This window comes from Corallibacter sp. (assembly GCF_048381695.1).
GTDB lineage: Bacteria > Bacteroidota > Bacteroidia > Flavobacteriales > Flavobacteriaceae > Corallibacter > Corallibacter vietnamensis.
Map to the genome: position 1 here is coordinate 378,720 of NZ_JBLXHI010000001.1, position 25,297 is coordinate 404,016.

A 25,297-nucleotide genomic window follows, 5' to 3' on the forward strand; every position below is an offset into this window, starting at 1 on the left:
TAGATAATCACTTACTTTAAGTTATATTTGGTATTAAAATAATTCTCATGAATTTTACAATTAGAGTCGCTGAAAAAGGTGATATGCCTGCTGTGTTAAACTTAATTAATGAACTTGCAGTTTTTGAAAAAGAACCAGATGCTGTTGAGGTGACTGTAAATGATTTAGTTAATTATGGTTTTTCTAATAATCCATCTTTTCATTGTTTTGTTGCAGAGTATCACACTAAAATAGTAGGGATAGCGTTGGTTTATATGCGATTCTCTACTTGGAAAGGCGCTGTTTTACATCTAGAAGATTTAATAGTAAGTCAAGATATGCGAGGTCAAGGATTAGGAACTCTTTTGCTTGATGAAGTTGTAAAATATGGGAATCAGTTGGGCGTGAAAAGAATAAGCTGGGAAGTGCTAGACTGGAATGAGTCTGCAATAGCTTTTTATGAAAAAAAGGGTGCCAACGTTATGAGAGATTGGGATGTTGTTCAACTTGATGAAAATGCTATTAAAGCGTATATATCAAAACTATAATGCAAGTATTTAAATTTGGAGGTGCATCAATAAATGATGCTAACGGAGTAAAAAATTTGGCAACTGTATTAAAAACAGTTGGGTATGAAAACACATTGGTTGTTATCTCTGCTATGGGAAAAACCACCAATGCTATAGAAGGAGTTATAGATAACTATTTTAATAATAAAGCTGAACTTCAAAGTTCAATTCAAGATTTAAAAAAATACCACAATGCTATTTTATTAGATTTATTTGATAATGAACAGCATGTAGTCTTTAAAAAAGTTGCGACGCTTTTTGATGAGCTAGGAGTTTTTTTTGATAGAAATAAATCTCCAGACTATAATTTTGTTTATGATCAAACAATTTGCTTTGGAGAACTTGTATCTACAACGATTGTAAGTTGTTACCTGAATGATATTGGTCTTAATAATTATTGGCTAGATGTTAGGGAGTTTATAAAAACAGATAATTATTATCGTAGCGCGCATGTAAACTGGGAGCTTACTCAAGCTCAAATAGCAACAAACTTTAACACAGGTGTTTTAAACATTACTCAAGGGTTTTTAGGAAGTGATGCTAATAATTTTACAACAACACTTGGGCGAGAAGGAAGTGATTATACCGCTGCAATTTTTGCATATTGTCTCAATGCAAAAAGTGTTACCATATGGAAAGATGTTCCAGGTGTTTTAAATGCCGATCCAAGATATTTTGAAAACGCGCAGTTACTTAACACAATTTCATATAGAGAAGCGATAGAACTTGCTTTTTATGGAGCATCAGTAATTCACCCTAAAACATTACAGCCTTTACAACAAAAAGAAATTCCGCTAAAGGTAAAGTCGTTTTTAAAACCAGAGAATGAAGGCACAATAGTATGCAAAGGTTATGGTATAGAGCCTGCAGTTCCTTGTTTTATAGTGAAAAAAAGCCAAGTGTTAATTTCATTATCATCATTAGACTTCTCTTATATTGTAGAAGAGAATATTAGCGATATTTTTAATCTATTACATTTATACAAAATGAAAGTACACATGATTCAGAATTCAGCTATTAGCTTTTCCGTTTGTGTTGACGATATGTATAGAAACCTTGAGAAATTACTACAGCATTTAAGAGCTAGATTTAGAGTAACCTGTAACGAAAATGTATCGCTTTATACCATTAGGCATTACAACGACGCTTCTGTAAAGCAGATAGAAACCGGGAAAAACGTATTATTAAAGCAGCTGACACAAAAAACAGTGCAAATAGTAACTAAATAAAACATTTAGTACATTTACAATTATGACCAAACCTCAAGATAAAGGATTAGTAACCGCAAAAGAAGTAGCAAAAGCCATACAGTTAGATAAGTACGGAATTGCAGGAACTTTTTTTGGTTGGATGCTTATGAAAGTGTTAAAAATATCGACACTTAATAACATATACAATAGAAATAAACATTTAGAGAAATTAGAGTTTTTAGATAGTATTTTGAATGAATTTCAAATCAAATTTGAAATCCCTGAAGAAGACTTAAAACGTTTACCAAAAGATGGTGCTTATATAACAGTTTCAAACCATCCTCTAGGTGGAATTGATGGCATTTTATTGCTAAAATTAATGTTAGAGCAACGCGAAGACTTTAAAATTATAGCCAACTTTCTTTTGCATAGAATAGAGCCTTTAAAGCCATATATAATGCCTGTAAACCCTTTTGAAAGCAGGAAAGATGTAAAGTCTAGTGTTTCAGGTTTTAAAAGTGCTATTTCTCACTTAAAAGAAGGACATCCGCTTGGTGTTTTTCCGGCAGGAGAAGTCTCTACTTACAAAGATGGCAAATTAGTAGTTGATAAACCTTGGGAAGAAGCAGCAATGAAATTAATAAAAAAAGCTGAAGTTCCAGTTGTTCCTATATATTTCCATGCCAAGAACAGTCAGTTGTTTTATAAGCTATCCAAAATTAGCGATACATTTAGAACAGCCAAGCTTCCGTCAGAACTACTTACACAAAAACGACGTGTTATTAAAGTAAGAATAGGAAGACCTATATCAGTAAATGATCAAAAAGAACACGCAACCTTACCAGAGTTTTCAGAGTTTTTAAGGCGAAAAACATATATGCTATCAAATTCTTTTGATGAAAAAGGGAAGTTTTTAAGCAATATTTCGTCAACATTAAAAGTGCCTAAACCACCTAAACGTATTGCAACACCAATAGATAAAGCTGTTATGAATAAAGAGGTTGAAGCAGCAAGAGATGGTGATTACAGACTACTACAAAGTAAAAACTACGAGGTGTTTTTAACACCAGCAAATGTTATACCTAATGTATTAAGAGAAATAGGTCGTTTACGTGAAATAACCTTTAGGGAAGTGGGAGAAGGAACTAATGAAGCCATAGATTTAGACGCTTTTGATACCTATTATCATCATATGTTTTTATGGGATAGTGAACAACAACTTATAGCTGGTGCTTACAGAATGGGATTAGGCTCTGAAATATTTAAACGTTTTGGTATAGATGGTTTTTACCTTCAAGACTTATTTCGTTTTGAGCCTGAATTACATAAAATGATGAGCCAGTCTATAGAAATGGGACGCGCTTTTATCATTAAAGAATATCAGCAAAAACCAATGCCTTTATTTTTACTATGGAAAGGTATTGTGCATACAACCTTAAGGTATCCAGAGCACAAGTTTTTAATAGGAGGCGTTAGTATTAGTAACCAGTTTACTAACTTTTCAAAGTCTCTTATGATAGAGTTTATGAAATCTCATTATTATGATCCTTACATAGCACAGTATGTACATCCTAAAAAAGAGTTTAAAGTAAAACTAAAAGATGCCGATAAAGACTTTGTTTTTGATGAGACAGAAGCAGATTTAAACAAGTTTGATAAAATTATTGATGAAGTAGAACCAGGAGCTTTAAGATTGCCAGTTTTACTTAAAAAATACATCAAGCAAAATGCAAAGCTTGTAGCATTTAATGTAGATCCATTATTTAATAACTCTGTTGATGGTTTGATGTATATAAAAATTGCTGATTTACCTGAGAGTACTGTCAGACCCGTTATGGAAGAGTTTCAAGCTGAATTAGAACAAAAACTTTCAGAGCAAAATGAAGAAGAGTAAGTTTACATATATAGCGTTGCTATTTTGTATTTCTAATCTTTTCTATCAAGAAATAACAGGTATCGTTTAAAAAAAAGTCGCAAACAGTGTTTGCGACTTTTTTTATTTTAAGGTATAATTAAAACCAAGGTTTTTTACCCACTTGGTATGTGTTGTAGAATTCTTCGTCAGATTTTGTTAGGTAAATAATACCTTCAATTAATCCTATAACTCCAGGAATCCAAACAATTAAAATACCAATACCTATACAAGATAATATTGCTCCTAATAGCCAAACACCTAAAAGGATTCCTCCTTCTTTGTTATAACCAAGAATAAATTTATGAACGCCTAAGCCTCCAAAAATGATACCTAAAATACCAGCTAATAGTTTTTTGTTATCTCCTGATGCTTTACCAAAAGCTTCTTTGGCTCCATCAGAAAATTCTTTTGCAGTTTCTTTTGCTTCGCTAGCAAATTCTTTTGCTTTTTCTTTAGCGCCATCAGCAGTATCTTCTGCTTTGTCTGCTGCTTTTTTTGCACCATCTTTAGCGTCGTCTAACATATCGTTAAGATCGTCGCTTAAATTTTTTTCATCTGACATTTGTAAATCTGTTTATATGGTTAGAAGTCTAAAGTTAAAAAAAAAAAATATTGGTTTACAAAAAAGCTTTATCAATAGGTTCCCAAAGTTCAATTTTGTTGCCATCGTTATCCATAATCCAACCAAATTTTCCGTAGCTGTATTCTTCCATTTCTCCAACAATGGTAACACCTTCGTCTTTTAATGTTTTTAGTAATTCTTCAAGATTTTCTACGCGATAATTAAACATAAAATCTTTTTTTGAAGGCTGATAATAGGCTGTGTCTTCAGTAAACGGACTCCATTGTGTTGAGCAATCATTGCCTTCTTTATCTTTCCACCAAAAGGTGCAGCCATAATCATCGGTGTTAAAACCTAAATGCTTTTTGTACCAGTCTTTTGTTGCTTTTGGATCTTTTGTTTTAAAGAACAATCCGCCAATGCCTGTAACGCGTTTTTTCATTTTATTTCTTTTTAAGGTTGGTTTCGTATATGTCTATCCATTGATCTGGAGTTAGTTTTGTGCAGAGTTCAGCAATTAATTCCATTGGAATATCATTAATACGCTTAAAACGCACGCAACTTTTTCCCATGTCTAGCTTGTACTTACTGTATTTTGGGTATTCGTTTACAAACCAATCGTGTATTTCTGGTACAGCATAAATACCACTATGGTAAAGATTTATTGAATTTTTTTGTGAAGCAAAACTCATGAATGGTAATGGTTCTTCTGGTGTGCAATGGTAACCATCAGGATATTTGCTATGTGGCACATAATAGCCTATCATACCATATTGAATACCTTCTTCAAAGCCTTTTGGTAAATTGGCCTTAATGGTTTTGCGTAATGTTTTTAAAACATCTTGACGTTCTTCTGGAACTTGACTTATATAATCTTCGGGAGATGACGCTTTGTATTGCATAATAATTTATTTTTTTCGTTGTAAAATTAAAGCAGATATTAAAGATAGTACAAACCCAATTAATACAACGGTTACAAACATTAAGGCAGCCATAAATCCAGAGCCACCATAATCTTGCATTTGTTGTGTGAGTTCAGCTTTTTTAGCTTCTAGTTCGGCACCAGAGTAAGTGCTTTCATAAGTTTTTAAAGTGACTTCTAAATATTCTGAAGCAAAATCAGGATTAATTACGGTTGTATAAATGTAATCTACCATAGCAATTCCAAGTCCTGTTAAAGCTGAAATTAATAAGCCAATAACCAAAGCTTTTCCAAAACTTACAGCACCATTATTTACTTTGTCGCGATAGTGTTTTATCCCAAAAAATATAAATGATAATGATGCAATCATTGACGTATAACCAATAACTTCTTGGGCCGAATAGCTTAAGTTTTTACCAAAGGTTAATGCTAGAAAGAATAAAACAGCGGCAGTTATAAGTCCGTAGCCTCCATATTTTAATACAGTTTTTTTCATATTGTCAGTTAGTTTTATAAGTTAAAAACGGGTTTTAAATATGTTGATCAATTAATATGGTATTACCATCAGGATCGGTTACAACCAAACTTGCAGGCCCTGAAGTTGTCTCGTCTGCTTCACTTTGCAACGCTATGTTTTTACTTTTTAAATGCTGCTGAATTTGCCTAATATCAGTAAATGTATCTAATGTTTTTGCGTTTTCGTCCCAACCAGGATTAAAGGTAAGTATGTTGTTTTCAAACATACCTTGAAACAAGCCTACTAAAGCCTTCCCATTTTTCATAATGAGGTAGTTTTTTTCTAAATCACCAGCAAAAACGGTGAATCCTAAATTTTCATAAAATGCTTTTGAAACAGTAATGTCTTTTACGCTTAAACTAATTGAAAATGCGCCTAATTCCATAATTGTGTGGTATTGATTAATTATTAATACAAAACTACGAGAAGCCTTTAAAAATCGACTCATACTAAAGTACCAAACCGTTAGTACTTTGGTCTAAAATACATAATTTTATAGTATTTGAAGTTCTTTTGCAACTTGAAGTGCTTGCGTGCGTCTTTTGGCATTTAGTTTTACCAATAAGTTAGACACATGCGTTTTTATAGTGCTTTCTGATAGGAATAATGTCTCGGCAATTTCTTTGTTTGATAATCCTTGAGCAATATGTTGAAGCACTTGATATTCTCGTGATGTAATATCTAATTCTTTTATTTTATTGTGATCAATTTCGGTTGTATCAACGGTTTCTTTTTGAAGGCTCTTTTTGTTGAGGTAAATACCAACAATTAGGAAAACAATCGCAGTAACAGCAATTACAATTTCTATGTTTACATTTCCAGATATGATAGCGTATTTGCTAACCTGAAAAAGTAGTAACAAGGCAAAAATTAAACCAGCAAAAACAGCTATTGTTTTTTTCATAGATGAAAGTTAACAAAATCTAGCTTTAATTTTATCAACGATGGTTTGCGCTAGTTTTTCTTTGCTTTCAACTGTCCAACCAGCTACATGAGGTGTTAGTAATACATTTTCGGCTTGAATGATATATTGAAATGCCTCTGGCATATCAGAAGAAAAAAGGCTTTCAAAAGAGGCTTTTTCATATTCTAAAACGTCTAATCCTGCACCTAAAATTTTACCACTTTTTAAAGCTGAAACCAAATCGGTAGTGACAACACTTTTTCCGCGTGCTGTATTAATGAGCCAAAACGGTTTTTGAAACCCGTTAATAAAATCAGCATTAACCATATTGAGCGTTAGTGGTGTTTGTGGTGTGTGTAAACTTAAAACATCAGCGTTTTCTTGTAAAGTTTCAAGAGACACTTGTTTACAGTTATTGTCGCCAACATTGGGTTTTATATCATAGCAAAAAACTTCAACATCAAACCCACGAAGTTTTTTAGCAAAGGCTTTTCCCATGTTACCATAACCAATAAGCCCAACAGTTTTACCATCTAGCTCAATGCCTCTGTTAGCTTCACGTAACCATTGACCATGTCTTACTTCGTTATCAGCTTTATTGAGCTTGTTGAATAAGGAAAGTAACATTCCTAAAGCGTGTTCGCCAACAGCATTGCGGTTGCCTTCTGGTGCTGAAATTAAATAAATGCCTTTGCTTTCGGCATAATCACAATCTATGTTTTCTAAACCAGCACCAACACGACCTATAAACTTTAAGTTTGTGGCAGCATCAAGAAACTGCTTGTCTATAGTAAAACGACTTCTTATTACAATACCATCATACTCATGAATTTTTGCTTCAACATCAGTTTTTGATGCCGTGTAATCTTCATGATTTGTAAATCCTGATGCATTAAGTTGATTAATGAGAAGCTCGTGATTGGTATCTAGATGTAATATTTGCATAATGAAATGGTTGTTGCTTTGTAAAATTACGAAGTTTTGCGTTAGCGATTGCGCCATTGTTGGAGCTCTTTTTTAAAAAAAAGCGACTGGCAAAAGCGCGACCCAAAAGGGTAACGCCCTAATTAAAATCCTAAAATAAGTTTAGCTATTAAAAAGTAAATTAAAATACCAAATACATCATTGCTTGTTGTGATGAAAGGACCTGTTGCAACTGCTGGATCAATACCTCGCTTATCTAAAACAATAGGAATAAATGTTCCTATAAGAGCCGCCATTACAATTACAGATATTAATGCAACACCAATAGTTATAGATACATGATAGGTTGTACCAAAACCAAAATGACTAATTACAAGGGCTACACAGGCAATGGCAAGACCGTTTACTAAACCGAGACCAAACTCTTTAAATAGACGTTTTACAATGTTGCCGTCTATGGTGTCATTGGCAAGACCTTGAACTACAATAGCTGAAGACTGTACACCAACATTTCCAGCTGTTGCTTGTATAAGTGGTATAAAAAGAAGTAATTCAGGAAATTTAAGCATAGCTTCACTAAAACCACTAATGATACTTGCAGCTCCAATACCTCCAAATACACCTATGAGTAACCAAGGTAAACGGGCTTTGGTAAGTTTCCAGATGCTATCGTCAGAGTCTACATCTTGAGAGATACCGGCAGCCATTTGGTAATCTTTATCAGCTTCTTCACGAATAACATCTACAATATCGTCAATGGTAATACGACCTAAAAGTGTTTGGTTTTCATCAATGACAGGAATGGCTTCTAGGTCATACTTTTGCATGACTCTTGCAACTTCTTCTGCATCTTCATCAACGGTAACATAGTCAACACTTTTTATGTAGATATCAGCAATTTTTTGATCGCTTTTAGCAACAATTAAGTCTTTTAAAGAAAGTCTTCCAATAAGTTTGTCTTGTTTGTCAACCACGTAAATAGAGTGTACGCGTTTTACATCTTTTGCTTGACCACGAATACGACGTAAACAACCAGCAACAGTCCAGGTTTCATAAACTTTTACAAGTTCTTTAGCCATGAGTCCACCAGCTGTATCTTCGTCATAGGCAAGAAGTTCTCTAATTTCAGCTTTATGTTCTTCGTCTTCAATTTGAGAGATTACTTCTAGCTGTCGTTCTTCAGAGAGTTCAGCAATAATATCAGCAGCATCATCAGTGTCTAATTCTTCAACTTCTTCAGCAATTTCTTTAGAAGATAATTGGTCTAATACTTTTTCACGATTGTCTTCATCAAGCTCCATTAAGATATCTGAAGTGGTTTCAGAATCTAATAACTTTATGACATAAATGGCTTCGTCTAGATTTAATTCATCTAGAATTTCGGCGACATCAGCATAATGAAAATCACTTAAAAACTTGCGGAGTTCTTTATCGTTTTGTTCTTCTATAAGAAGCTCTACGCGTTCTATAAGCTCATCTGTGAGTTCAAATTGTATGTTTTCTTTTTCTTCAGACAAATTGAATGTTTTTTTAGAGAATTATGAATTATCGTTTTCAATTAATTGTGTAAGCATGATAAAATCGCTAACACTTAATTGCTCTGGGCGTTTGCCAAATATAGCATTTGCTTTTAAATTATCTGACAAATTGAATGTTTTTAAACTGTTACGAAGTGTTTTTCGGCGTTGTTGAAATCCTTGTTTTACAACCTTGAAAAATAAGGTTTCGTCACATGGTAAGGTGTAGTTTTCTTTTCTTGTTAATAAAAGTACACCAGAATCTACTTTTGGTGGTGGATTAAACACCGAAGGTGGAACTGTAAATAAATATTCAGCATTGTAAAATGCTTGTGTTAAAACAGATAAAATACCGTATACTTTACTGCCTTCTTTAGAGCAAATACGTTGCGCAACTTCTTTTTGAAACATTCCAGAAAATTCTGGAATTTGGTCACGCATTTCTAAAGTTTTAAATACAATTTGTGATGAAATATTATATGGGTAATTGCCTATGATAGCAAAAGGCTGCTCGCCAAAAACTTTTGTGATATCGTATTTTAAAAAGTCTTGCTCTATAACTCTATCAGCAAGATTTAGGTAATTGGCTTTAAGATACTCAACCGATTCTGTATCAATCTCAATAACGTGGGTTGTGATGTCTTTTTTGAGCAAATATTTAGTAAGCACACCCATTCCTGGGCCAATTTCTAAAACGTGTTTATAACCTTTAAGCGATAAGCTATCGGCAATTTTTTGGGCAATAGATTCATCGGTTAAAAAGTGTTGACCTAAATGTTTTTTTGCTTTTACAGACATTGTTGTTAGTTAAAAGTTACTGAAAATTCATCAACTATTTCTAGTTCGGTTCTAAAGGCTAGCATTTTGTCAGCAAAACGTTTTAGTCCGTCTTGTCGTAAAGCATCAGCATGGTTTTTATAATAAGCATCTAAATCTTCACGAGATTTTGCTCTATATTGAATAGAGTAGGTTAAGCCACCCATTTCTTCTTCTACTAAAACACGAGTTAATTTAGCTTCAGTAAAATGACCTGTTGCCAAAACCAATGCAATGTGGTTTTTTATCCAGTTTAACCATTCGTTATGAATGCTGTCATCTATGTTTGCAGTTACGTTGTAAACAATCATTTTTTAAGCGCATTAATGTTTTATGGCTCAAAAATACAATTATACTAGTTAATAGCATCACCGCGAAGCATTCTAAATTTTTTTCGTGCTTCAACAAAATAAATACTGTCTTGATGATTAAAGATTATTTGCTCGTAATTTTCTTTGGCTTTTTCTGGATCGCTTAAGATGTTGTTATAAAGTTCAGCAAGATAATAGTAGGCATCATCAGCAAGAATATCATCTTTAAAATTTGTGATGATAGCCCGGTAGTTTTTTATGGCTTTGTCGTATTGTTTGTTTTTTTCAAAAAGTTGGGCTTGTTTAAATAATGCTTGGTCTTCTATTGTTTTGCCTTTGTGCTGTGTTAAAATTTCCTCTAATAAGGTAATGGCTTCTTGTGGTTTGTTTTGAAAATCCATTAAATCTGCTTTTGCATAGAGTTTAAGTCCTAACTGTGTTGAGTCTTCGTATTTGTTATCTGTAATTAGTAACATCAAGTCTAGTGCATCATTTGCAATAAGCTGCGATGTTGATGCTTTTAAGACTTTAAGTTGAGATTCTGCCCATTTAAAATCGCCTTTAAAAAAACTTGTTCTTGCAACTTTATATCTTGCTTCTTGAGAAATAGTACTGTTTTTTGAGCTACGCTGTATTTGTGTGTAATAAATTAAAGCTTCATTAAATTTTTCTTGAAGGACTAATATGTCTGCAAGTTCTATTTTTACTTGGGCTTCTTGAATTACTGTAAGTTGCAGTTGTAAGGTTTCTTTCAGAAATGTTGTTGCTTCTTTAGGTAGGTGTTTGTTAAATGCTAAAAAATGAGCGTAAGCTATTTGTAGTTGTAAAGTTTGAGAAAACTTGCCGTAGGTTTTGAATAGGTTTTGGTATTTAGTATCAATAGCATCTAAATCTTTTAAAGTTGCTAGCTGTGTTTCAATTTGTAATAAGTTATAATGCGCGTTTAGTTTTGTGTCTAGCTCTTGTGCTGTTTCAGATAAATAGGTGTAAATATCTTGAGCAATGTCATAGTTTTTATCGTTTAGAGCTACTAAAGCCAGCTCGTTTATTCTGTCAAGAGACTCTGGATGTCTGTTAAAAATAGCTTTTTCTTGAACAAATGCTTTGTTATAATCTTTCTGTTGGATAAACAACCAGCTTAACATTTCATTCCAAAGTAGTTTAGGTTCTTCTTGAATTTTTTTTAGAAGAATTTTACGAAGCATAATATTGTTTTCGTTTTCGCTATTCTCACTAATAAATTCATTAAAAGCTCTTTTTATAGAGTTTATATAAGTTTCATTTTCATTAATTTCTACAAATTCCAGATAGCTTTTAAACATTTTTTCAATATGTCCTTGCTCACCATAAATTCTGGCAAGTTGAAGTTTGAAATTAGGATTAGGACTTAATTCTAATCCTTTTTCATAAACTTGAATAGCTTGTTCAAGTAGCGAGTGGTCTTCAAAAGTACGACCTATAGTGTAAGCGTAATTGGGGTTTTGGTTTATAAAATCTATCGCTTTATTAAAGTTTACATTGGCTGAAATGGTATCGTTTTTAAGCTTAAAATTATATCCTAATTCTACAAATAGTCTGGGATCTTTAATTTTTGTTAAGCGTTCTTGAAGTAAATTTTCAACCGTATTATAATGTTCAAGTTGTTGATGAGATTTTATTAACTGAATAAAGTAATTGCTGTTAGGGTTGTTTTTGTATAGCTTTTGATAGGAGAGAAGTGCTTTTTCAAATTCTCCGTTTTTATAATATTCTTTAGCTTCAAGGTCTTCTTGTGAAAAGGCATTAAAACTTAAAAGAAAGCATAAAAAAACAACTAGTCTCATATTTTAACTTTGTGTAAATATAGCAAATGCTATGGGTAGAAAATGTAAATGTTATTATAAAAAAAATGCCTGAATATTAATTCAGGCATTTTGCCAATCAAAATAAATGTGCTATTAATCACTGTTAAGTTAAAACATGATTCAATTACTCGATTGGGACTATTTTTATTTTATAACTGCTGTAGTAGATAAGGCATTGCTTTTAGTTTCGTCTTTGTCTAAATCAGAAAAAAGCACTATGCTTGCTACAGTAATTACAGTTATTAATAGAAAAATTCGTTTCAGATTTTTCAATGTTAGATTTCATTTTAGATTTGGTATAACGAACTTCAAAAAAAATATTTATAAAAAAAAGAAAAACGCTAAAAAATCGTTAAACAACGTTAATTTTTAGCGTTTTACCGATAAAACAAGAATAATATTACAGAAGTAATAATCTTAATCTATCATATCAAATCCTGTATAAGGAATTAAAACTTCAGGAACTTTTATACCATCTTTTGTTTGGTAATTTTCTAATATTCCGGCAAGCACTCTTGGTAGAGCCAATGAGCTACCATTTAGTGTATGCGCTAATTTGTTTTTACCTTCACTGTTTTTGAATCGTAATTTTAAACGATTCGCTTGAAAGGTTTCAAAGTTTGATACTGAAGAAATTTCTAACCAACGGTCTTGTGCGGTTGAGAATACTTCAAAGTCATAAGTTAATGCAGATGTAAACCCTAAATCTCCACCACAAAGACGTAAAATTCTATATGGAAGTTTTAATTCGTTTAATATCTCTTTTACATGAGAAACCATACCATCTAACGCTTTGTAAGAATTATCAGGGTGCTCAACACGTAAAATTTCAACTTTATCAAATTGATGTAAACGATTTAATCCGCGAACATGAGCGCCATAACTACCTGCTTCACGACGAAAACATGGTGTATAACCTGTAATACCAATTGGTAAATCACTCTCGTTAAGTAGCGTGTCTCTGAAAAGGTTGGTTCCAGGAACTTCAGCAGTTGGAATTAAATATAAGTTATCACCAGTAACGTGATACATTTGTCCTTCTTTATCAGGTAATTGTCCGGTGCCATATCCAGAAGCTTCATTTACTAAATGTGGTAACTGGTATTCGGTATAACCTGCAGCTGTGTTTTTATCTAAAAAGTAAGCAATAAGTGCACGTTGTAATCTTGCACCTTTGCCTTTGTATACAGGAAATCCTGCTCCAGTAATTTTATTACCTAATTCAAAATCGATAATATCATACTTTTTAGCTAATTCCCAATGCGGTAATGCACCATCAACAAGTGTTGGAATGTCACCTTCTCTAAAAATCTCTTCGTTGTCTTCGTCTGTGTTACCAGCTGGAACAGATTCATGAGGTACATTAGGTAATTGGTATAATAAATTACTTAATGCTTCGGCTTTATCATTTAAAGCTTGTTCAAGTTGTTTTGTCTCTTCTTTTATTTGCGTTGTTTTCTCCTTTAAAGCATTTGCTTCTTGTGCTTTCCCGGATTTGAACAAATTTCCTATTTCTTTGGAGATACTGTTAGATTCTGCTTTAAGGGTATCTAACTGTGTTTGAAGATTACGTCTGTCTTCATCTAAAGTAATCACGTCGTTGATAGACTGTGTTGCATCAATATTTCGTTTTGCTAAACGCTCAATAACCAATGCTTTGTTTTCTCTAATAAAAGGAATTTGTAACATACGTTTAAAAATTTAAGCGACAAATTTAAACAATTACAAAGAGATATAATCTTTAAAAAAGGGTTTAATTAGATGTTTTTTCTTCTAAACTTGACGGTAAAAGCCACGGACTATGCTTAAAAGTAAGCCATTTTTGTGCAGCAAGATCTACTTTAGGATCTGTTAGTGATTTGTAAGGTCTTCCGTTTACACTAATTTTTGAATCTACATATACAGAAATATCGTCTCCTTTTTTTGCATATTCTTTTTTTAAGTGTTGGGCAAACTGCCAAATTACATCAGGTTTTGCGCTAGCTAGTCGTTGTTGTTTTTTTGTAAGATAGTCATCTAGGTTTACTACTGTAGCTTTTTGAGTTTCTTTATTTACAATTTTGTATGTAGCAATACCATGCTTAGTGCGTAACATCATGCGCCAAGACATTCTGTGGCCTTCTTCTGTCCATAAAACATTATCTTTTATAAAATGATGTCTTAATGGTAACCCTATTTGAATGATGAAATATATGGTACCAATAATAATTAAAGGCTTTTGGTATGCAGGTATTATTACTTCGCCTTTATTATAAAATGGTTTCTTTTTCAAAAAAATGTTTCTCACAGTTTTTGGTTCAAAAAAGAATAAGGCAAAGGCAAGTGATAGGTAAGGGAAAATACCAACTTGAAAAACAATAGAGTTGAACAGGTGAAAGAAAATAGATGCATAAAAAGCCCATTTTCTTGTGGGTTTAAAAAGTAATAAAGGAATTATTAGTCCGTCAAAAAGAATACCGCCATAAGCCAAAAAGTATCGTAACCAGGTTTGCTGTAAAAAATCGCCTATAAGGTAATAGTTTTGTTTGCCTCTCATAAGAAGCTCCATGACGGTACCATCAAGCCAATCTGGATATATTTTTGCAATTGAGCCGAAGGTGTAAACAATAAACATTTGTATGATAAGCAGTAAGCTACACCAATATGGCATAGATATACTTTTTATACTTGGGTTTTGTTTGGCATCAATAGAAAAATATTTATTTGCAGGTTGAAAAACCATGATAGCACTTAAAAAAATCAGTAAATAATAATGATTGTTATAAGATGATTTCTGCATAAGATAGGTGCCAAGCCACATAAGCGTAAACATAATGGTGCTCATTCTGTATTTGTAGCCAAGCATAATAAGAAAACCAAAAACACCCATTACAAGGTAATAGGCATACATCCAATTTTCAGGTAATGGTTGTAGCCATTCAAAACCAATAAAAGAAAATGTAAATTGAGGATCTATTAATGTGCGTTTTACCCAACCAGTTGCTATGGCCCCAACCGATTCTAAAAAACATAATAATCCAAAAATTATCCTGAAAATAATTAAAGGGCTATTGTCTATATGTTTAAATAACACATTATTTAGGTTCATTGTTTTCTAAATATAATTTTGATGATATTTCATCATTCTTTAGTTGTTCTTTTAAAGCATCAACAGATTCAAACTTTATTTCATCTCGAAGTCTATGAAGGAGTTTTATTGTTAATGCATTTCCATAAATACTATTGTCAAAATTAAAAAAATGTACTTCAATAGACTGTTTAATATCATTACTTACTGTCGGGTTTACACCAATATTCATCATGCCATAATATGTTTTGTTATTTATGATAGATGACACAACGTATACGCCATGTTTTGGTATAAGCTTGTAGGTTTCATCAATTTGTATATTTGCCGTAGGAAAACCGATTGTATGACCAAGGCCTTTGCCTTTTACAACACTACCATTAAGCATAAAGTGGTAACCTAAATAACTATTTGCGGTTTTAATATCTCCTTGCAGTAATGCTTGTCTAATTTTTGTAGAGCTTACAGAAACATCATTGATTTCTTGTGCTGTAATTTCTTCAACTTCAAAATTATATTGTTTCCCAAAAGCAATTAAATCATCAATATTAGCTGTTCTGTTTCTTCCAAAATGATGATCATAACCTATAATTATTTTTTTTACGTTTAATTGATTTACTAGAATTTTAGAAACAAAATCTTCAGCAGTAAGTCTGGAAAATTCTTGAGTAAACTCTTTTACATATAAAATATCCAAACCAAGATTTTCTAAAATCTCGGCTTTTTCATTTAACGTATTAATAAGTTTTATACTAGTATCTTTTTGCAATACCACTCTAGGATGAGGAAAAAACGTTAGAATTACAGCATCTAGACCTTGTTTTTTTGCAGTATTAATTAACCTGGAAATAATTTTTTGATGCCCAATATGTACACCATCAAAGGTGCCAATGGTAATAGCAGTTGCTTGATGAAAAGATTCTTTTTTAGATTTTATTATTTTCAAATTACAAATATTGATGATACAAAAATAAAAAAGAGGATTGAATAAGTTTCAATCCTCTTTATAAGTTTACTTTTTAAAAGGTTTATTTCTTTATAAAAGGTAAAGAAACTTGGCTAGTTCCTTTGTTTATTTTAATAAAATACATTCCATTACTGAAGCTTGATGTGTTTATTGACAAGTCAGAGTCATTTGTTATGTGTTTTTTAAGAACAACTTGACCTAACATGTTATAAACAGCATAGTTTTCAGGTAGCTCATTTTTATTAGCTAAAGAGATGTTTAGCACGTTTGTTGTTGGGTTAGGATATAAGCTAATGCTGTTAACAGAAAACTCATCTACGCTTAAGCTTCCTAATACATTTATAGTGTAATCTTCAACTTCAGCATCATGACCATTATCACAAGCAGTTGGAGTTTCAGTACCAGCATTACCAGCCCACATTGTAGTTACACGCATAATTGTGTTTCCTAAAGTTGCATTTGAAGGAACTGTAATTTCTAGTGGAGAATTTGATGCTAAACCGTTTGAAACGTTTTGTGTAACACCTAGGTCATATTCCTCATTATCATCAAATGAACAGTTTTGATTCCAGTCTATCCACACGTAAGTGCTTACAAAGTAATTACCATCTGTGTTAACATAAACACTTAAGTCGTAAGACTCTTCTCTAATCAGGTCTGTTGTTGTTGCTGTATAATCACTATAGCCAGATGGTTTTCCGGTGTTAAGATTGCTTAAGATATCTGTTGTGCCATCATTAATAACAACGCCTTCAGTACTAGTTTCATAAGTTGTATTAGCAACAGAAGCACAAGTTCCTGATTCAGCAGTTAAAGTAAAACAAGTGCTACTGCTATTATTGCAAGCACGTGCATCACCAGAAGCAGAGATAGATATGTTTAAGTCATGTAACCCTGGGCTAGATGCTAATGAAGGAAGTGTGATTGTTTCAAAGTTTCCAGCTGCTAATGAGCCAGTCCAATTATATGTTTCTGATGTCCCACCATCAATATCATATGTAATTGTGGCACTTGTAAGAGTGTTTGTGCCCCAGTTGGTTATTCTTATTACAGGGTTTGCTTCAGTACCACAAGAAATATTAGTGCTTTCTATTTCAGCAGAAGCATCTACACTAACTGCAGGTAATGGGTCAGCTCCATCTGATGCTGCAAGAGTAGAGCGATTTGCAAATGTAGCTAGTACAGCTTGTACTCTAGTTTTTTGACCGCTAGTAAAAGTATTCATACAGATATCGTCTGTATAATCCATGTAATTTTCAATCATGTCAAGAGTTCCGCAAGAGGTGTGACCTGTTGGACAACCATAGTTAGGGGAGTCAACTGCAGGAGTGTCATCAATTTCATCACCAGCTCCAAAACAGCCACCTTGAAATGTGTGATATAGACCTAAATAATGACCAACTTCGTGAGTCATTGTTCTTCCTCTATCAAAAGGAGGGCTTAACTGAAATGTGCCATCATCATAATCTGAACTTCCAAAATATGTGTGACCCGCACTAACGCCATCTGTACTTGCTGGACCGCCAGGGAATTGAGCATAGCCTAAAATACCATCTAAATCTCCAACATATTTTGAAGACCACATATTCATATATTTGCTAGGATCCCAAGAAGTTTGTGCTTTCCATGATTGTACATCAGATTGATTAGTTCCGTCTTGACAAATATTAACACGGTTTATACCATTTGTAGGGCATCCATCAGGTGTGCGTTGAGCTAATACAAACTCAACTTCAACATCAACACCACCTTCTGTGCTTTCTCCAGGTGTTCCCATCATCATTCTAAAATCCTGATTCATAACCGTAATTTGAGAAATAACTTGGGCATCAGAAATGTTAGGGCCAGTTCCTAAAGCTTCACCGTTATGTAATACATGAACAACTAGAGGAATTGAAATAACAATTCTTCGCTCTGAAGAGTTGTTCATTTGTTCAATTTTCGTGTTTAATTGCTGTCTAAATGTTTCAGAACCCATCATGTTTGGGTGCTCTCCTAAAAGTCTAGCGTTGTATGTGTCTGTAAAACACTTTTCAGGATTTTGAGAGTTTTTTTGTTGTGCAATTAAAAAGCTCGGTATACATAAAAGCCAAAGAAGCATTCTAATTGAGAAAGTAGTTTTTTTCATAATCTATTAAAATGTGTTATAAGATTATAAAAATATAGAAATAATAAGTTAAAAACTAAACATAATTTAAAAAATACAATTAAAAATGTATAAAATATATTGTTGGTTCTTCTTTTTATAGATTTATATACTAAAATTAAACATTTAAATTAAAATTCAAGCTTGTTGTTTGTATGTTAAGGTGAATTAAGTTTTTTGTAATGAGTTATTTAGATTAAAAAAAATAATTTAGAAAACTCTCATTGGAGTTTCCTTTTTTTTACTTACCATTAAATGAATTCATAGTGTTGTTTACGCCTGCTGTTCCAAAAGATTTTATAAGCTCAACGGAGGTATTTAATCTTTCAGGTAGTTTAAGCGATTCATCTTCATTCCAGTCTCCTAATACGTAGTCAACCTGTTTGCCTTTACTAAACTCATTACTTATACCAAACCTAAATCTGTTGTACTTGTTTGTTTGTAGTTTATCTTGAATATCTTTTAATCCATTGTGGCCACCATCACTTCCTTTAGTTTTTAATCGAATACTACCAAAAGGAAGATTTAAATCATCTGTGATGACAAGTAAGTTTTCTAATGGTATTTTTTCTTTAGTAAGCCAATATTGTACAGCTTTACCACTTAAGTTCATATAAGTGCTTGGTTTTAGCAAGATAAATGTTCTTCCTTTGAATTTGTAGGTGGTTATATCTCCTAATTTTTGAGTTTCAAAAGTAAGTGTTTCTTTTTGTGCTAAATGATCAAGAATTTTAAAACCAATATTATGTCTGGTATTTGCGTATTTCTCTCCTATGTTACCAAGTCCGACGATTAAAAATTTTTTCATAGAATTTGTTTCATTAATTAAAGTAGATGTTGTCTGCTTTTTAAATAAACGGTATAGAAATTTACACATTTTAGTAGTTTGTGTAAAAATAAAAAAAGCATTCTGAAATAGAATCAGAATGCTTTTTAAATAAACTAGATTAGTTTTTACTATTCTTGAGCATCAGTTGCTTCAGCTGAAGTTTGTTCTGTTTCTTCATCTTCGTCTTCATCGTCTTCAAGTGCTGCTAAAGCCATAGCTGCTCTTGCACGTTTTATTTGACAAACAACAGTGCTATCAGTATGCATTATTTTGTAAGCTTCGTTTTCTAAAGCAGTTACATATAACTTATCACCAATTTTTAAAGGAGTAATATCTACTTCAATAAAATCAGGTAAGTTTTTAGGTAAAGCTTTTACTCTTAAACGACGTGAGTTTTTACGTAAAACACCACCAGCTTTAACACCTCTAGAGTTTCCAATAAAGTGTACAGGAACCTCCATAGTAATAGGTTTTTCGTCATTTAACTCATAGAAGTCTATGTGTAAAATGCTGTCTGTTACTGGGTGAAACTGAATGTCTTGCATGATAGCATTAAGTGTTTCACCATTGTCTAAAGCAATCACAACTGTATGCGCGTTAGGCGTATAAACCAGTTTTGAGAATGCTATTTCATCTGCAGAGAAATGCAATGGCTTATCACCTCCGTATAATACGCAAGGTACCTGTCCAGCATTACGTAAGGCTTTTGTTGACTTTTTGCCTACGCTTTCTCTTTTAGATCCGTTAATTGTAATTGATTTCATTCTTTGTTTATATTAATTATTAATTACATTATAAATTTAGAACTAATTGACTTGTTGTAATGTACGTTATACATAACATCAGCAAATAGTTCAGCACAACTTAATACTCTAATTTTTTTGCTTTCTTGTTTTAAAGGAATTGAATCAGTAACGATCAATTCTTCTAACTTAGAGTTTTCAAGTTTTTCATATGCGTTGCCAGATAATATTGGGTGTGTACAAATGGCTCTTACGCTTTTTGCACCACGATCCATCATTAAGTCGGCAGCTTTTGTTAGTGTGCCAGCTGTGTCAACCATATCATCTACCAAAACAACATTTTTTCCAGTAACATCACCTATAAGCTCCATATGAGAGATAACATTTGCTTTAGCGCGTTGCTTGTAGCAAATAACAACATCACTTTCTAGTGCTTTTGAATATGCGTAGGCTCTTTTTGAACCTCCCATGTCTGGTGACGCTATTGTTAGGTTGTCAAGGTTTAAGCTTCTCAAATAAGGTAAGAAAATTGTAGATGCAAATAAATGATCTACTGGTTTTTCAAAAAATCCTTGAATTTGATCTGCGTGTAAATCCATGGTTATAATTCTAGTTGCTCCAGCTGTTTCAAGCATTTTAGCTACTAATTTTGCAGCTATAGGAACTCTAGGTTTATCTTTTCGGTCTTGTCTGGCCCAACCAAAGTAAGGCAATACGGCTGTTATGTGCCTTGCAGATGCGCGTTTTGCAGCATCTATCATTAAAAGCATTTCCATTAAATGCTCTGGTCCAGGATGAGTTGATCCGATTATAAATATTCGTGTCCCTCTAATAGATTCTTCATAAGATGGTTGAAATTCGCCATCACTATATGTTGAAGTAATAACATTTCCTAAACTCTCTCCAAAATTTGCGGCAATTTTTTCTCCAAGTACTTTACTTTGAGCGCAAGCGAAAATTTTAGCTTCGGTATTTAAATTAGGCATTGTTAATCTATCGTTTAATAATGAATTATATTCATTCTTGTTTAACAAGGTGCAAATTTAGAAATTTATTTTAACTGCTAAAAGATAAAAGAGACTATTTTGATTGTTTGTAGCTATTTATTTTATAATTTTGCAATCCCGTTTTTAGAATTAGCTCAAGTGGCGGAATTGGTAGACGCGCTGGATTCAAAATCCAGTTCTTTCGGGAGTGTGGGTTCGATTCCCACCTTGAGTACATAATAAGCCTGTTAAACAACTGTTTTTCAGGCTTTTTTGTTTTTATTAGTAACACGAAAGTAACAAAAAATATTCTTATTCTGTAAGAAAAGATGTAAAAAAGGCAAAAATATGTTCTGCTGATTTCAAAAGTGAGTATAGGAGCGAGTATGGAAGTGAGTATGGATTTTATGGTCTGTATGAAAGGTTAAACAGTTTTGTTAATCAAGCCTAACTAGATGAAGCTATGATTAAAAAGTTTGTTTTCAATTACCTTATTAATTTCCATAATAGGGGATGGTCTAATATTTCCTAGTATGATAATGGTCACTTGATCGTCTAAATACCTATTGATATTACATATATACCCATACATTGACCCACCATGTCTCACAATTTTACCTTTAGAAGTTGAATGTCTATTATAGTATTTGATTTTAAATCCGTAACCATAACCACCATAGTCTTCAAGAGTTCCATTAAATAACAAGAGTTTTGAATTATTTGACACTAACTTATCTGAATATAATGCCTGATCCCATTTTAAAAGATCTTTTGCTGTAGTATAAACATCACCTCCTCCTTTAGCATAAGCCATATAATTTCGTTCAGATTTTACAAGTTTACCATCATTCACATCGTACCCTTTTGCTTTATCTTTTGGATAATCAAATGTTCTTTCCACACCACTGTTTTTCATGTTAATTGGGTCAAAAACATGCTGCTTTAAATAGGCTTTATAAGACAATCCAGATACCTTTTCTACAACTACTGAAGCCAATTGGTAATTGAGGTTAGAATAACTGTATTCTGTTTCTGGCTCAAAAGCCAATGTAGCTTTGTTATTATATAGCTCTATGAGTTCTTCAGAGGTGATATCTCTATATTCAAGGTCCGTTATTCTGTTGAGGTGTACAGGTAACCCTGAAGCATTTTTCATGAGTTGATGGAGTGTTAGTTTTCCAACGGTAGCGTTTAACTCTGGTATATAGGTTTTAATAGGCTTATGTAAATTTAAAAGTCCTCTTTCATGTAACTGCATCACGGCAATTGCCGTAAACGACTTTGTTAAAGAACCTATTGAAAATTTAGTTTCAAGAGTGTTATCAATTGCTTTACTTATATCTGCTTTACCAAACGATTTTTGATATAATACTTTTCCTTGTTTTGCTACCAGAACAACCCCATTTAATTGTTTAATACTATGGTATTGGTACAACAAGCTATCCAGTTCATGTTCAAGTAATTTTTGGTTGCTTTGTGAAAATGCATTAAAAGCAAACAATAAAAAATATTGAAGAAGAATTATTTTTATGTTAAGCATTTTCAATTTACTTTTTGATGTTTAGTATTGAATCTTTCGGTGGATACCAGTTTACCTTTTTTATTATAGTCATAAACTATTTGGGCAACACCATTATCCATTCTGTTAACTAGATTCAAATTGATATCTAAATACCGTATTTTCTTTAATAAGCCTTTCTTTGTGTATTCATATGTCACCTTGTGATAACCTCTAGATTTATGCAAGGTAGGTTGTCCGTCCAATCCATAATAGGTTAAACTAGTTCTTCTATTTCCTGTAGCATCCCATTGTATCTTAAGGCTATGATAACCTGCAAATTCATGATTAGCGGGTTTACTGTCTGGGCCATAAAATCTCCTTTCTTTAATATTTCCAAAAGCATCAAACTGGGTTTTACTAATGCATATTCCATAAGCACTATACACCAATTTATTGTTTTCGTCTCTATGCTCCAAACCTGTTTCATAGCCAAATTCATTGAACGTCTGGATTCCTATGGCAATATCTGGTCCATTACCTTTTTCTAATTGATGATTTTTATCTAAAACTTCCCATTTTATAAAATTACCATAGGCATTTGTTGTAATGTTATCTTGTGCTGCACCAGACTCGTTTTCTATCATATTCCCATTAGCATCAATTTGCTGCATTAATGCGATATGCCCTTTTATATTGAAAAACAAATGCAACCTATAAAACTCAAAGCCTGGTCTTATGGCAACCTCGTCGCCGTTTTTATTAACTCTTGTTTCTATTATAGAGCCATCAGAATGATATGCCCAATTATACTCAAATATGTTCCATCCATTTTCAACTTGCTCATGATTCTCATTAAAGAAGATGAGCTGGCTTCGGTATCCCAATTCATTTAATTTATAAGTAAAGCGATGTACATTATCCAACACATCAACAGGGTTTCCTCTAATATCAAAAAAATTAATGTGTTCACTTTTATTGGCATAGGTAAACTCCATTCTATGAGCCAAAGTAAATAGGTTAGCTGTGTGGTTAGGATGTTGTGGTTCCTTACCATTAAAAAATGAGATGGTCTTTAATCTGTTTAATTCATCATACTCAAACCTATAGTGGTTTCGTTTAATGGCAATATCTTTATGTAATGGGATGCTACCCTTAATTTCTGATAGTGGTGTTTCAGCAAACTCAACAGTAGAATAATAAACTACTCTGGTGTTATTTAATGAATTTGATGCTAGAGTCGTTTTACCTGCAATAAGCAAAAACAGCAACAGTAATTTTTTCATGACTAATAATAATTTAAATTTTAGTCAAATATCATTAGAAGTAACCAAGAAGCATGATAAATATTGAGCTAACAAGAGGCAGTTCAAGAATTGATACTCGTTTTCGTTTCTATGAATTGTTTAGGCGTAAGATTGGTGTGCTTTTTGAATGCTCTAAAAAAAGATGATTTAGAATTAAATCCAGACTTTAGTCCGATGGCTTCCAAAGTAAGTATAGAATTATCTGCTTTTAACAACTGTTTTTTTGACTCTTCAACTCTATACTTATTGATAAAGTCTACAAAGCTTAATTCTAAACTATGATTGATGGCTTGTGATAAATATTTAGGGTTGGTATTTACTGATTTTGCCAATTCGTTTAATGTAAGCTTACCATTTAAATATAATTTTTTGCTTTCAATGCTATTTTTAACTTTTGTAATAAGGCCATCATAGATATTACTTTTTATAGAACTATTGGCATATTTTTGTTCAGGAAAAAAGGTGCTTCCTGTATTCACTTTCATAGCTAACACACAAAACAGGATGCATAATGATGATAAAAAAATAATATCTACTGGCCATTCTATCATTGAGTATTGTGTTAAAACATATAAGCCTTTGTAAATAAGATTTGAAAACTGACTATAACAAAAATATATAATAACTGTTGTCAGAACTAAATTAACCAAACGTGCATTTTTAATATTTATGTTTGCTTTTTTAAATTGTGCAAATGACCAGAACATAGTGATTAAAAAAAACAAGGGCAGTAGAGTACCTTGAAACAAGGTTTTTAAGGTTGACCAGTAATTAAAAGGGCCAGGCCTACTATCTTCATAAAACCTAGCTATCATTTGCCTTTTTAAATCTGTTGGTATCAATAAACTGTTTATATAAGGGTATACACCAAAAAAAAGTACTATAAATAGCAATACAATATGTAGCTTCTTAAGTTTAAAATCTTTTTTAGTAAACGTCCACACAAAAAATAAAAGCAAGGGGTATATTGTAAGATTAAAGTAGCGTTCAGGTAAAAATAAATTAGGATAGTACCTAATTATACCGCTATATAATAGCGATTTGTAGACTAGCTCAAGCACAACACTTAAAATTGATAGATACAGAAAGAAATATCGTTGTATTTTAAAATTAGTCTTTGATAAAAAAAAGGGACTTACAAATATACCGATGAAAGATACTCCAAGACCTAAAAGAATTATTTCAAAAATTCCAGTTAACTCCATGAATTTTTACAATCTGAAAAACTAATTTAAACTTATGAATTAATAAAGTAACGCTTTCAAGCAAGAAATAATTATTTTATTGAAATTTTCATTTTGTACCTATTGGTCTAACTTCTTTATTTGTTTTACAAAATATGTGTAGTCGCCATAATCAACATGTGAAATTACTTTGTTGTTTTCTACAGTTAATACAACAACAAGAGGCATGTCTTTAATTGTAACTACTTTGTTATCGGCTTCTTTAAATTTCCATGATAAATTAAATTTGAATACGCCTGTGTTACTTGAAAAAAATGATTCTAAATTACTTTTCTTAAAATCTATAATAGCAGAATAATTACCTACAAAGTTTTTAAAAACTTCATCCTTGCCTATAACTTTAATACTACCAAAAATGTATTTTGATGTTGGGTCATAAAATGAAATATCTTTATGCATTAATTTTTTCATGGACTCGAAGTTTAAATCCATATAAGCATTAAAATAGCTAGTGGTTATACTTTTTGTGTTTGTAGTACTATCGTTAAACTCCTTAAATTGTTGAGCTACACTGATTTTTGAAAAACAGATGAGACATAT

General features: G+C 32.3%; 26 protein-coding genes and 1 tRNA gene. 4 read left to right on the plus strand and 23 right to left on the minus strand.

Translation table 11 applies throughout. The annotated features are described in order from the left end of the window. The first annotated feature begins 47 nt into the window (after positions 1–47). The 3 genes from ACN5J3_RS01810 to ACN5J3_RS01820 are packed head-to-tail and all read left to right on the plus strand — an operon-like array spanning position 48 to position 3,632. Entirely contained in the window at positions 48–527 is a 480-nt protein-coding gene (locus ACN5J3_RS01810) for an N-acetyltransferase family protein (RefSeq protein ID WP_418508977.1), read from the plus strand. Continuing rightward, positions 527–1,777, plus strand: coding sequence for an aspartate kinase (locus ACN5J3_RS01815; RefSeq protein WP_418508978.1), 1,251 nt, complete (start codon positions 527–529; stop codon positions 1,775–1,777). Before ACN5J3_RS01810 ends, ACN5J3_RS01815 begins: the two co-directional genes overlap by 1 nt. Before the next feature lie 22 nt (positions 1,778–1,799). Next, positions 1,800–3,632, plus strand: a complete 1,833-nt coding sequence (locus ACN5J3_RS01820) for a GNAT family N-acyltransferase (RefSeq protein WP_418510560.1) — start codon at positions 1,800–1,802, stop codon at positions 3,630–3,632. Between the two features lie 118 nt (positions 3,633–3,750). On the opposite strand, the gene ACN5J3_RS01825 is transcribed toward ACN5J3_RS01820, so the two are convergent. The 19 genes from ACN5J3_RS01825 to ACN5J3_RS01915 all read right to left on the minus strand — a co-directional run bounded on the left by ACN5J3_RS01825 (position 3,751) and on the right by ACN5J3_RS01915 (position 20,708). Next, a complete protein-coding gene (locus ACN5J3_RS01825; protein ID WP_418508979.1) occupies positions 3,751–4,215 on the minus strand; it encodes a hypothetical protein in 465 nt (154 codons plus the stop codon). Between the two features lie 55 nt (positions 4,216–4,270). Continuing rightward, complete coding sequence (locus ACN5J3_RS01830; RefSeq protein WP_418510561.1) at positions 4,271–4,657, minus strand: VOC family protein; 387 nt, start codon at positions 4,655–4,657, stop codon at positions 4,271–4,273. 1 nt (position 4,658) lies between these two features. Beyond that, on the minus strand, positions 4,659–5,117 hold the full coding sequence (locus tag ACN5J3_RS01835) for a DUF1801 domain-containing protein (protein WP_131508720.1): 459 nt from the start codon (positions 5,115–5,117) through the stop codon (positions 4,659–4,661). 6 nt (positions 5,118–5,123) lie between these two features. Beyond that, on the minus strand, positions 5,124–5,633 hold the full coding sequence (locus tag ACN5J3_RS01840) for a DUF4199 domain-containing protein (protein WP_418508982.1): 510 nt from the start codon (positions 5,631–5,633) through the stop codon (positions 5,124–5,126). A 34-nt stretch (positions 5,634–5,667) separates the two neighbouring features. Then, positions 5,668–6,039, minus strand: coding sequence for a VOC family protein (locus ACN5J3_RS01845; protein WP_418510822.1), 372 nt, complete (start codon positions 6,037–6,039; stop codon positions 5,668–5,670). Positions 6,040–6,147: 108 nt separating this feature from the next. Beyond that, positions 6,148–6,558 carry a response regulator transcription factor gene (locus ACN5J3_RS01850; protein WP_418510562.1) on the minus strand — a complete coding sequence of 137 codons (411 nt, stop codon included), beginning with the start codon at positions 6,556–6,558 and terminating at the stop codon, positions 6,148–6,150. A gap of 9 nt (positions 6,559–6,567) precedes the next feature. After that, positions 6,568–7,503, minus strand: a complete 936-nt coding sequence (locus ACN5J3_RS01855; RefSeq protein WP_418510563.1) for a 2-hydroxyacid dehydrogenase — start codon at positions 7,501–7,503, stop codon at positions 6,568–6,570. 122 nt (positions 7,504–7,625) lie between these two features. Then, positions 7,626–8,999 carry a magnesium transporter gene (mgtE, locus tag ACN5J3_RS01860; RefSeq protein ID WP_417290704.1) on the minus strand — a complete coding sequence of 458 codons (1,374 nt, stop codon included), beginning with the start codon at positions 8,997–8,999 and terminating at the stop codon, positions 7,626–7,628. A gap of 21 nt (positions 9,000–9,020) precedes the next feature. Then, positions 9,021–9,797 carry a 16S rRNA (adenine(1518)-N(6)/adenine(1519)-N(6))-dimethyltransferase RsmA gene (gene rsmA, locus ACN5J3_RS01865; protein ID WP_418510564.1) on the minus strand — a complete coding sequence of 259 codons (777 nt, stop codon included), beginning with the start codon at positions 9,795–9,797 and terminating at the stop codon, positions 9,021–9,023. Between the two features lie 5 nt (positions 9,798–9,802). Then, the gene (locus tag ACN5J3_RS01870) at positions 9,803–10,126 is read right to left on the minus strand and encodes a DUF4286 family protein (RefSeq protein WP_418510565.1); all 324 of its coding nucleotides are present in this window, start codon (positions 10,124–10,126) and stop codon (positions 9,803–9,805) included. Between the two features lie 44 nt (positions 10,127–10,170). Further along, entirely contained in the window at positions 10,171–11,949 is a 1,779-nt protein-coding gene (locus ACN5J3_RS01875) for a tetratricopeptide repeat protein (protein WP_418510566.1), read from the minus strand. A 165-nt stretch (positions 11,950–12,114) separates the two neighbouring features. Next, entirely contained in the window at positions 12,115–12,243 is a 129-nt protein-coding gene (locus ACN5J3_RS01880) for a hypothetical protein (protein WP_418508988.1), read from the minus strand. Between the two features lie 144 nt (positions 12,244–12,387). After that, positions 12,388–13,659, minus strand: a complete 1,272-nt coding sequence (gene serS / locus ACN5J3_RS01885; RefSeq protein ID WP_418510567.1) for a serine--tRNA ligase — start codon at positions 13,657–13,659, stop codon at positions 12,388–12,390. Positions 13,660–13,723: 64 nt separating this feature from the next. Then, complete coding sequence (locus ACN5J3_RS01890) at positions 13,724–15,058, minus strand: HTTM domain-containing protein (protein ID WP_418510568.1); 1,335 nt, start codon at positions 15,056–15,058, stop codon at positions 13,724–13,726. After that, complete coding sequence (locus ACN5J3_RS01895; RefSeq protein ID WP_418510569.1) at positions 15,045–15,983, minus strand: bifunctional riboflavin kinase/FAD synthetase; 939 nt, start codon at positions 15,981–15,983, stop codon at positions 15,045–15,047. The genes ACN5J3_RS01890 and ACN5J3_RS01895 overlap by 14 nt, the downstream gene beginning before the upstream one ends. 82 nt (positions 15,984–16,065) lie before the next feature. Beyond that, positions 16,066–18,132 carry a M43 family zinc metalloprotease gene (locus ACN5J3_RS01900; RefSeq protein WP_418510570.1) on the minus strand — a complete coding sequence of 689 codons (2,067 nt, stop codon included), beginning with the start codon at positions 18,130–18,132 and terminating at the stop codon, positions 16,066–16,068. A gap of 259 nt (positions 18,133–18,391) precedes the next feature. Beyond that, positions 18,392–19,027, minus strand: coding sequence for an aminoacyl-tRNA hydrolase (gene pth / locus ACN5J3_RS01905; protein ID WP_418510572.1), 636 nt, complete (start codon positions 19,025–19,027; stop codon positions 18,392–18,394). Between the two features lie 80 nt (positions 19,028–19,107). After that, positions 19,108–19,743, minus strand: a complete 636-nt coding sequence (locus ACN5J3_RS01910; RefSeq protein ID WP_418510573.1) for a 50S ribosomal protein L25/general stress protein Ctc — start codon at positions 19,741–19,743, stop codon at positions 19,108–19,110. Positions 19,744–19,766: 23 nt separating this feature from the next. Then, a complete protein-coding gene (locus ACN5J3_RS01915; RefSeq protein WP_344727488.1) occupies positions 19,767–20,708 on the minus strand; it encodes a ribose-phosphate pyrophosphokinase in 942 nt (313 codons plus the stop codon). 153 nt (positions 20,709–20,861) lie between these two features. Between ACN5J3_RS01915 and ACN5J3_RS01920 the strand changes: the two genes are divergently transcribed. After that, positions 20,862–20,943, plus strand: a tRNA-Leu gene (locus ACN5J3_RS01920). Positions 20,944–21,159: 216 nt separating this feature from the next. Here ACN5J3_RS01920 and ACN5J3_RS01925 read toward each other — a convergent pair. From ACN5J3_RS01925 to ACN5J3_RS01940, 4 genes are all read right to left on the minus strand, one after another. After that, positions 21,160–22,248, minus strand: a complete 1,089-nt coding sequence (locus tag ACN5J3_RS01925) for a serine hydrolase domain-containing protein (RefSeq protein ID WP_418510574.1) — start codon at positions 22,246–22,248, stop codon at positions 21,160–21,162. Between the two features lie 2 nt (positions 22,249–22,250). Continuing rightward, positions 22,251–23,492, minus strand: coding sequence for a hypothetical protein (locus ACN5J3_RS01930; RefSeq protein ID WP_418510575.1), 1,242 nt, complete (start codon positions 23,490–23,492; stop codon positions 22,251–22,253). 83 nt (positions 23,493–23,575) lie between these two features. Then, complete coding sequence (locus tag ACN5J3_RS01935; protein ID WP_418510576.1) at positions 23,576–24,064, minus strand: helix-turn-helix domain-containing protein; 489 nt, start codon at positions 24,062–24,064, stop codon at positions 23,576–23,578. Between the two features lie 753 nt (positions 24,065–24,817). Next, on the minus strand, positions 24,818–25,168 hold the full coding sequence (locus tag ACN5J3_RS01940) for a nuclear transport factor 2 family protein (RefSeq protein WP_418510577.1): 351 nt from the start codon (positions 25,166–25,168) through the stop codon (positions 24,818–24,820). Positions 25,169–25,297: the final 129 nt, after the last annotated feature.

Excerpts from the sequence above, each read along its gene's own strand:
- ACN5J3_RS01810 (WP_418508977.1), top strand. The coding sequence starts at position 48 with ATGAATTTTACAATTAGAGTCGCTGAAAAAGGTGATATGCCTGCTGTG.
- ACN5J3_RS01815 (WP_418508978.1), top strand. The coding sequence starts at position 527 with ATGCAAGTATTTAAATTTGGAGGTGCATCAATAAATGATGCTAACGGA.
- ACN5J3_RS01820 (WP_418510560.1), top strand. The coding sequence starts at position 1,800 with ATGACCAAACCTCAAGATAAAGGATTAGTAACCGCAAAAGAAGTAGCA.
- ACN5J3_RS01825 (WP_418508979.1), bottom strand. The coding sequence starts at position 4,215 with ATGTCAGATGAAAAAAATTTAAGCGACGATCTTAACGATATGTTAGAC.
- ACN5J3_RS01830 (WP_418510561.1), bottom strand. The coding sequence starts at position 4,657 with ATGAAAAAACGCGTTACAGGCATTGGCGGATTGTTCTTTAAAACAAAA.
- ACN5J3_RS01835 (WP_131508720.1), bottom strand. The coding sequence starts at position 5,117 with ATGCAATACAAAGCGTCATCTCCCGAAGATTATATAAGTCAAGTTCCA.
- ACN5J3_RS01840 (WP_418508982.1), bottom strand. The coding sequence starts at position 5,633 with ATGAAAAAAACTGTATTAAAATATGGAGGCTACGGACTTATAACTGCC.
- ACN5J3_RS01845 (WP_418510822.1), bottom strand. The coding sequence starts at position 6,039 with ATGGAATTAGGCGCATTTTCAATTAGTTTAAGCGTAAAAGACATTACT.
- ACN5J3_RS01850 (WP_418510562.1), bottom strand. The coding sequence starts at position 6,558 with ATGAAAAAAACAATAGCTGTTTTTGCTGGTTTAATTTTTGCCTTGTTA.
- ACN5J3_RS01855 (WP_418510563.1), bottom strand. The coding sequence starts at position 7,503 with ATGCAAATATTACATCTAGATACCAATCACGAGCTTCTCATTAATCAA.
- rsmA (WP_418510564.1), bottom strand. The coding sequence starts at position 9,797 with ATGTCTGTAAAAGCAAAAAAACATTTAGGTCAACACTTTTTAACCGAT.
- ACN5J3_RS01870 (WP_418510565.1), bottom strand. The coding sequence starts at position 10,126 with ATGATTGTTTACAACGTAACTGCAAACATAGATGACAGCATTCATAAC.
- ACN5J3_RS01875 (WP_418510566.1), bottom strand. The coding sequence starts at position 11,949 with ATGAGACTAGTTGTTTTTTTATGCTTTCTTTTAAGTTTTAATGCCTTT.
- serS (WP_418510567.1), bottom strand. The coding sequence starts at position 13,659 with ATGTTACAAATTCCTTTTATTAGAGAAAACAAAGCATTGGTTATTGAG.
- ACN5J3_RS01890 (WP_418510568.1), bottom strand. The coding sequence starts at position 15,058 with ATGAACCTAAATAATGTGTTATTTAAACATATAGACAATAGCCCTTTA.
- ACN5J3_RS01900 (WP_418510570.1), bottom strand. The coding sequence starts at position 18,132 with ATGAAAAAAACTACTTTCTCAATTAGAATGCTTCTTTGGCTTTTATGT.
- pth (WP_418510572.1), bottom strand. The coding sequence starts at position 19,027 with ATGTGTAAATTTCTATACCGTTTATTTAAAAAGCAGACAACATCTACT.
- ACN5J3_RS01910 (WP_418510573.1), bottom strand. The coding sequence starts at position 19,743 with ATGAAATCAATTACAATTAACGGATCTAAAAGAGAAAGCGTAGGCAAA.
- ACN5J3_RS01915 (WP_344727488.1), bottom strand. The coding sequence starts at position 20,708 with ATGCCTAATTTAAATACCGAAGCTAAAATTTTCGCTTGCGCTCAAAGT.
- ACN5J3_RS01925 (WP_418510574.1), bottom strand. The coding sequence starts at position 22,248 with ATGCTTAACATAAAAATAATTCTTCTTCAATATTTTTTATTGTTTGCT.
- ACN5J3_RS01930 (WP_418510575.1), bottom strand. The coding sequence starts at position 23,492 with ATGAAAAAATTACTGTTGCTGTTTTTGCTTATTGCAGGTAAAACGACT.
- ACN5J3_RS01935 (WP_418510576.1), bottom strand. The coding sequence starts at position 24,064 with ATGATAGAATGGCCAGTAGATATTATTTTTTTATCATCATTATGCATC.
- ACN5J3_RS01940 (WP_418510577.1), bottom strand. The coding sequence starts at position 25,168 with ATGAAAAAATTAATGCATAAAGATATTTCATTTTATGACCCAACATCA.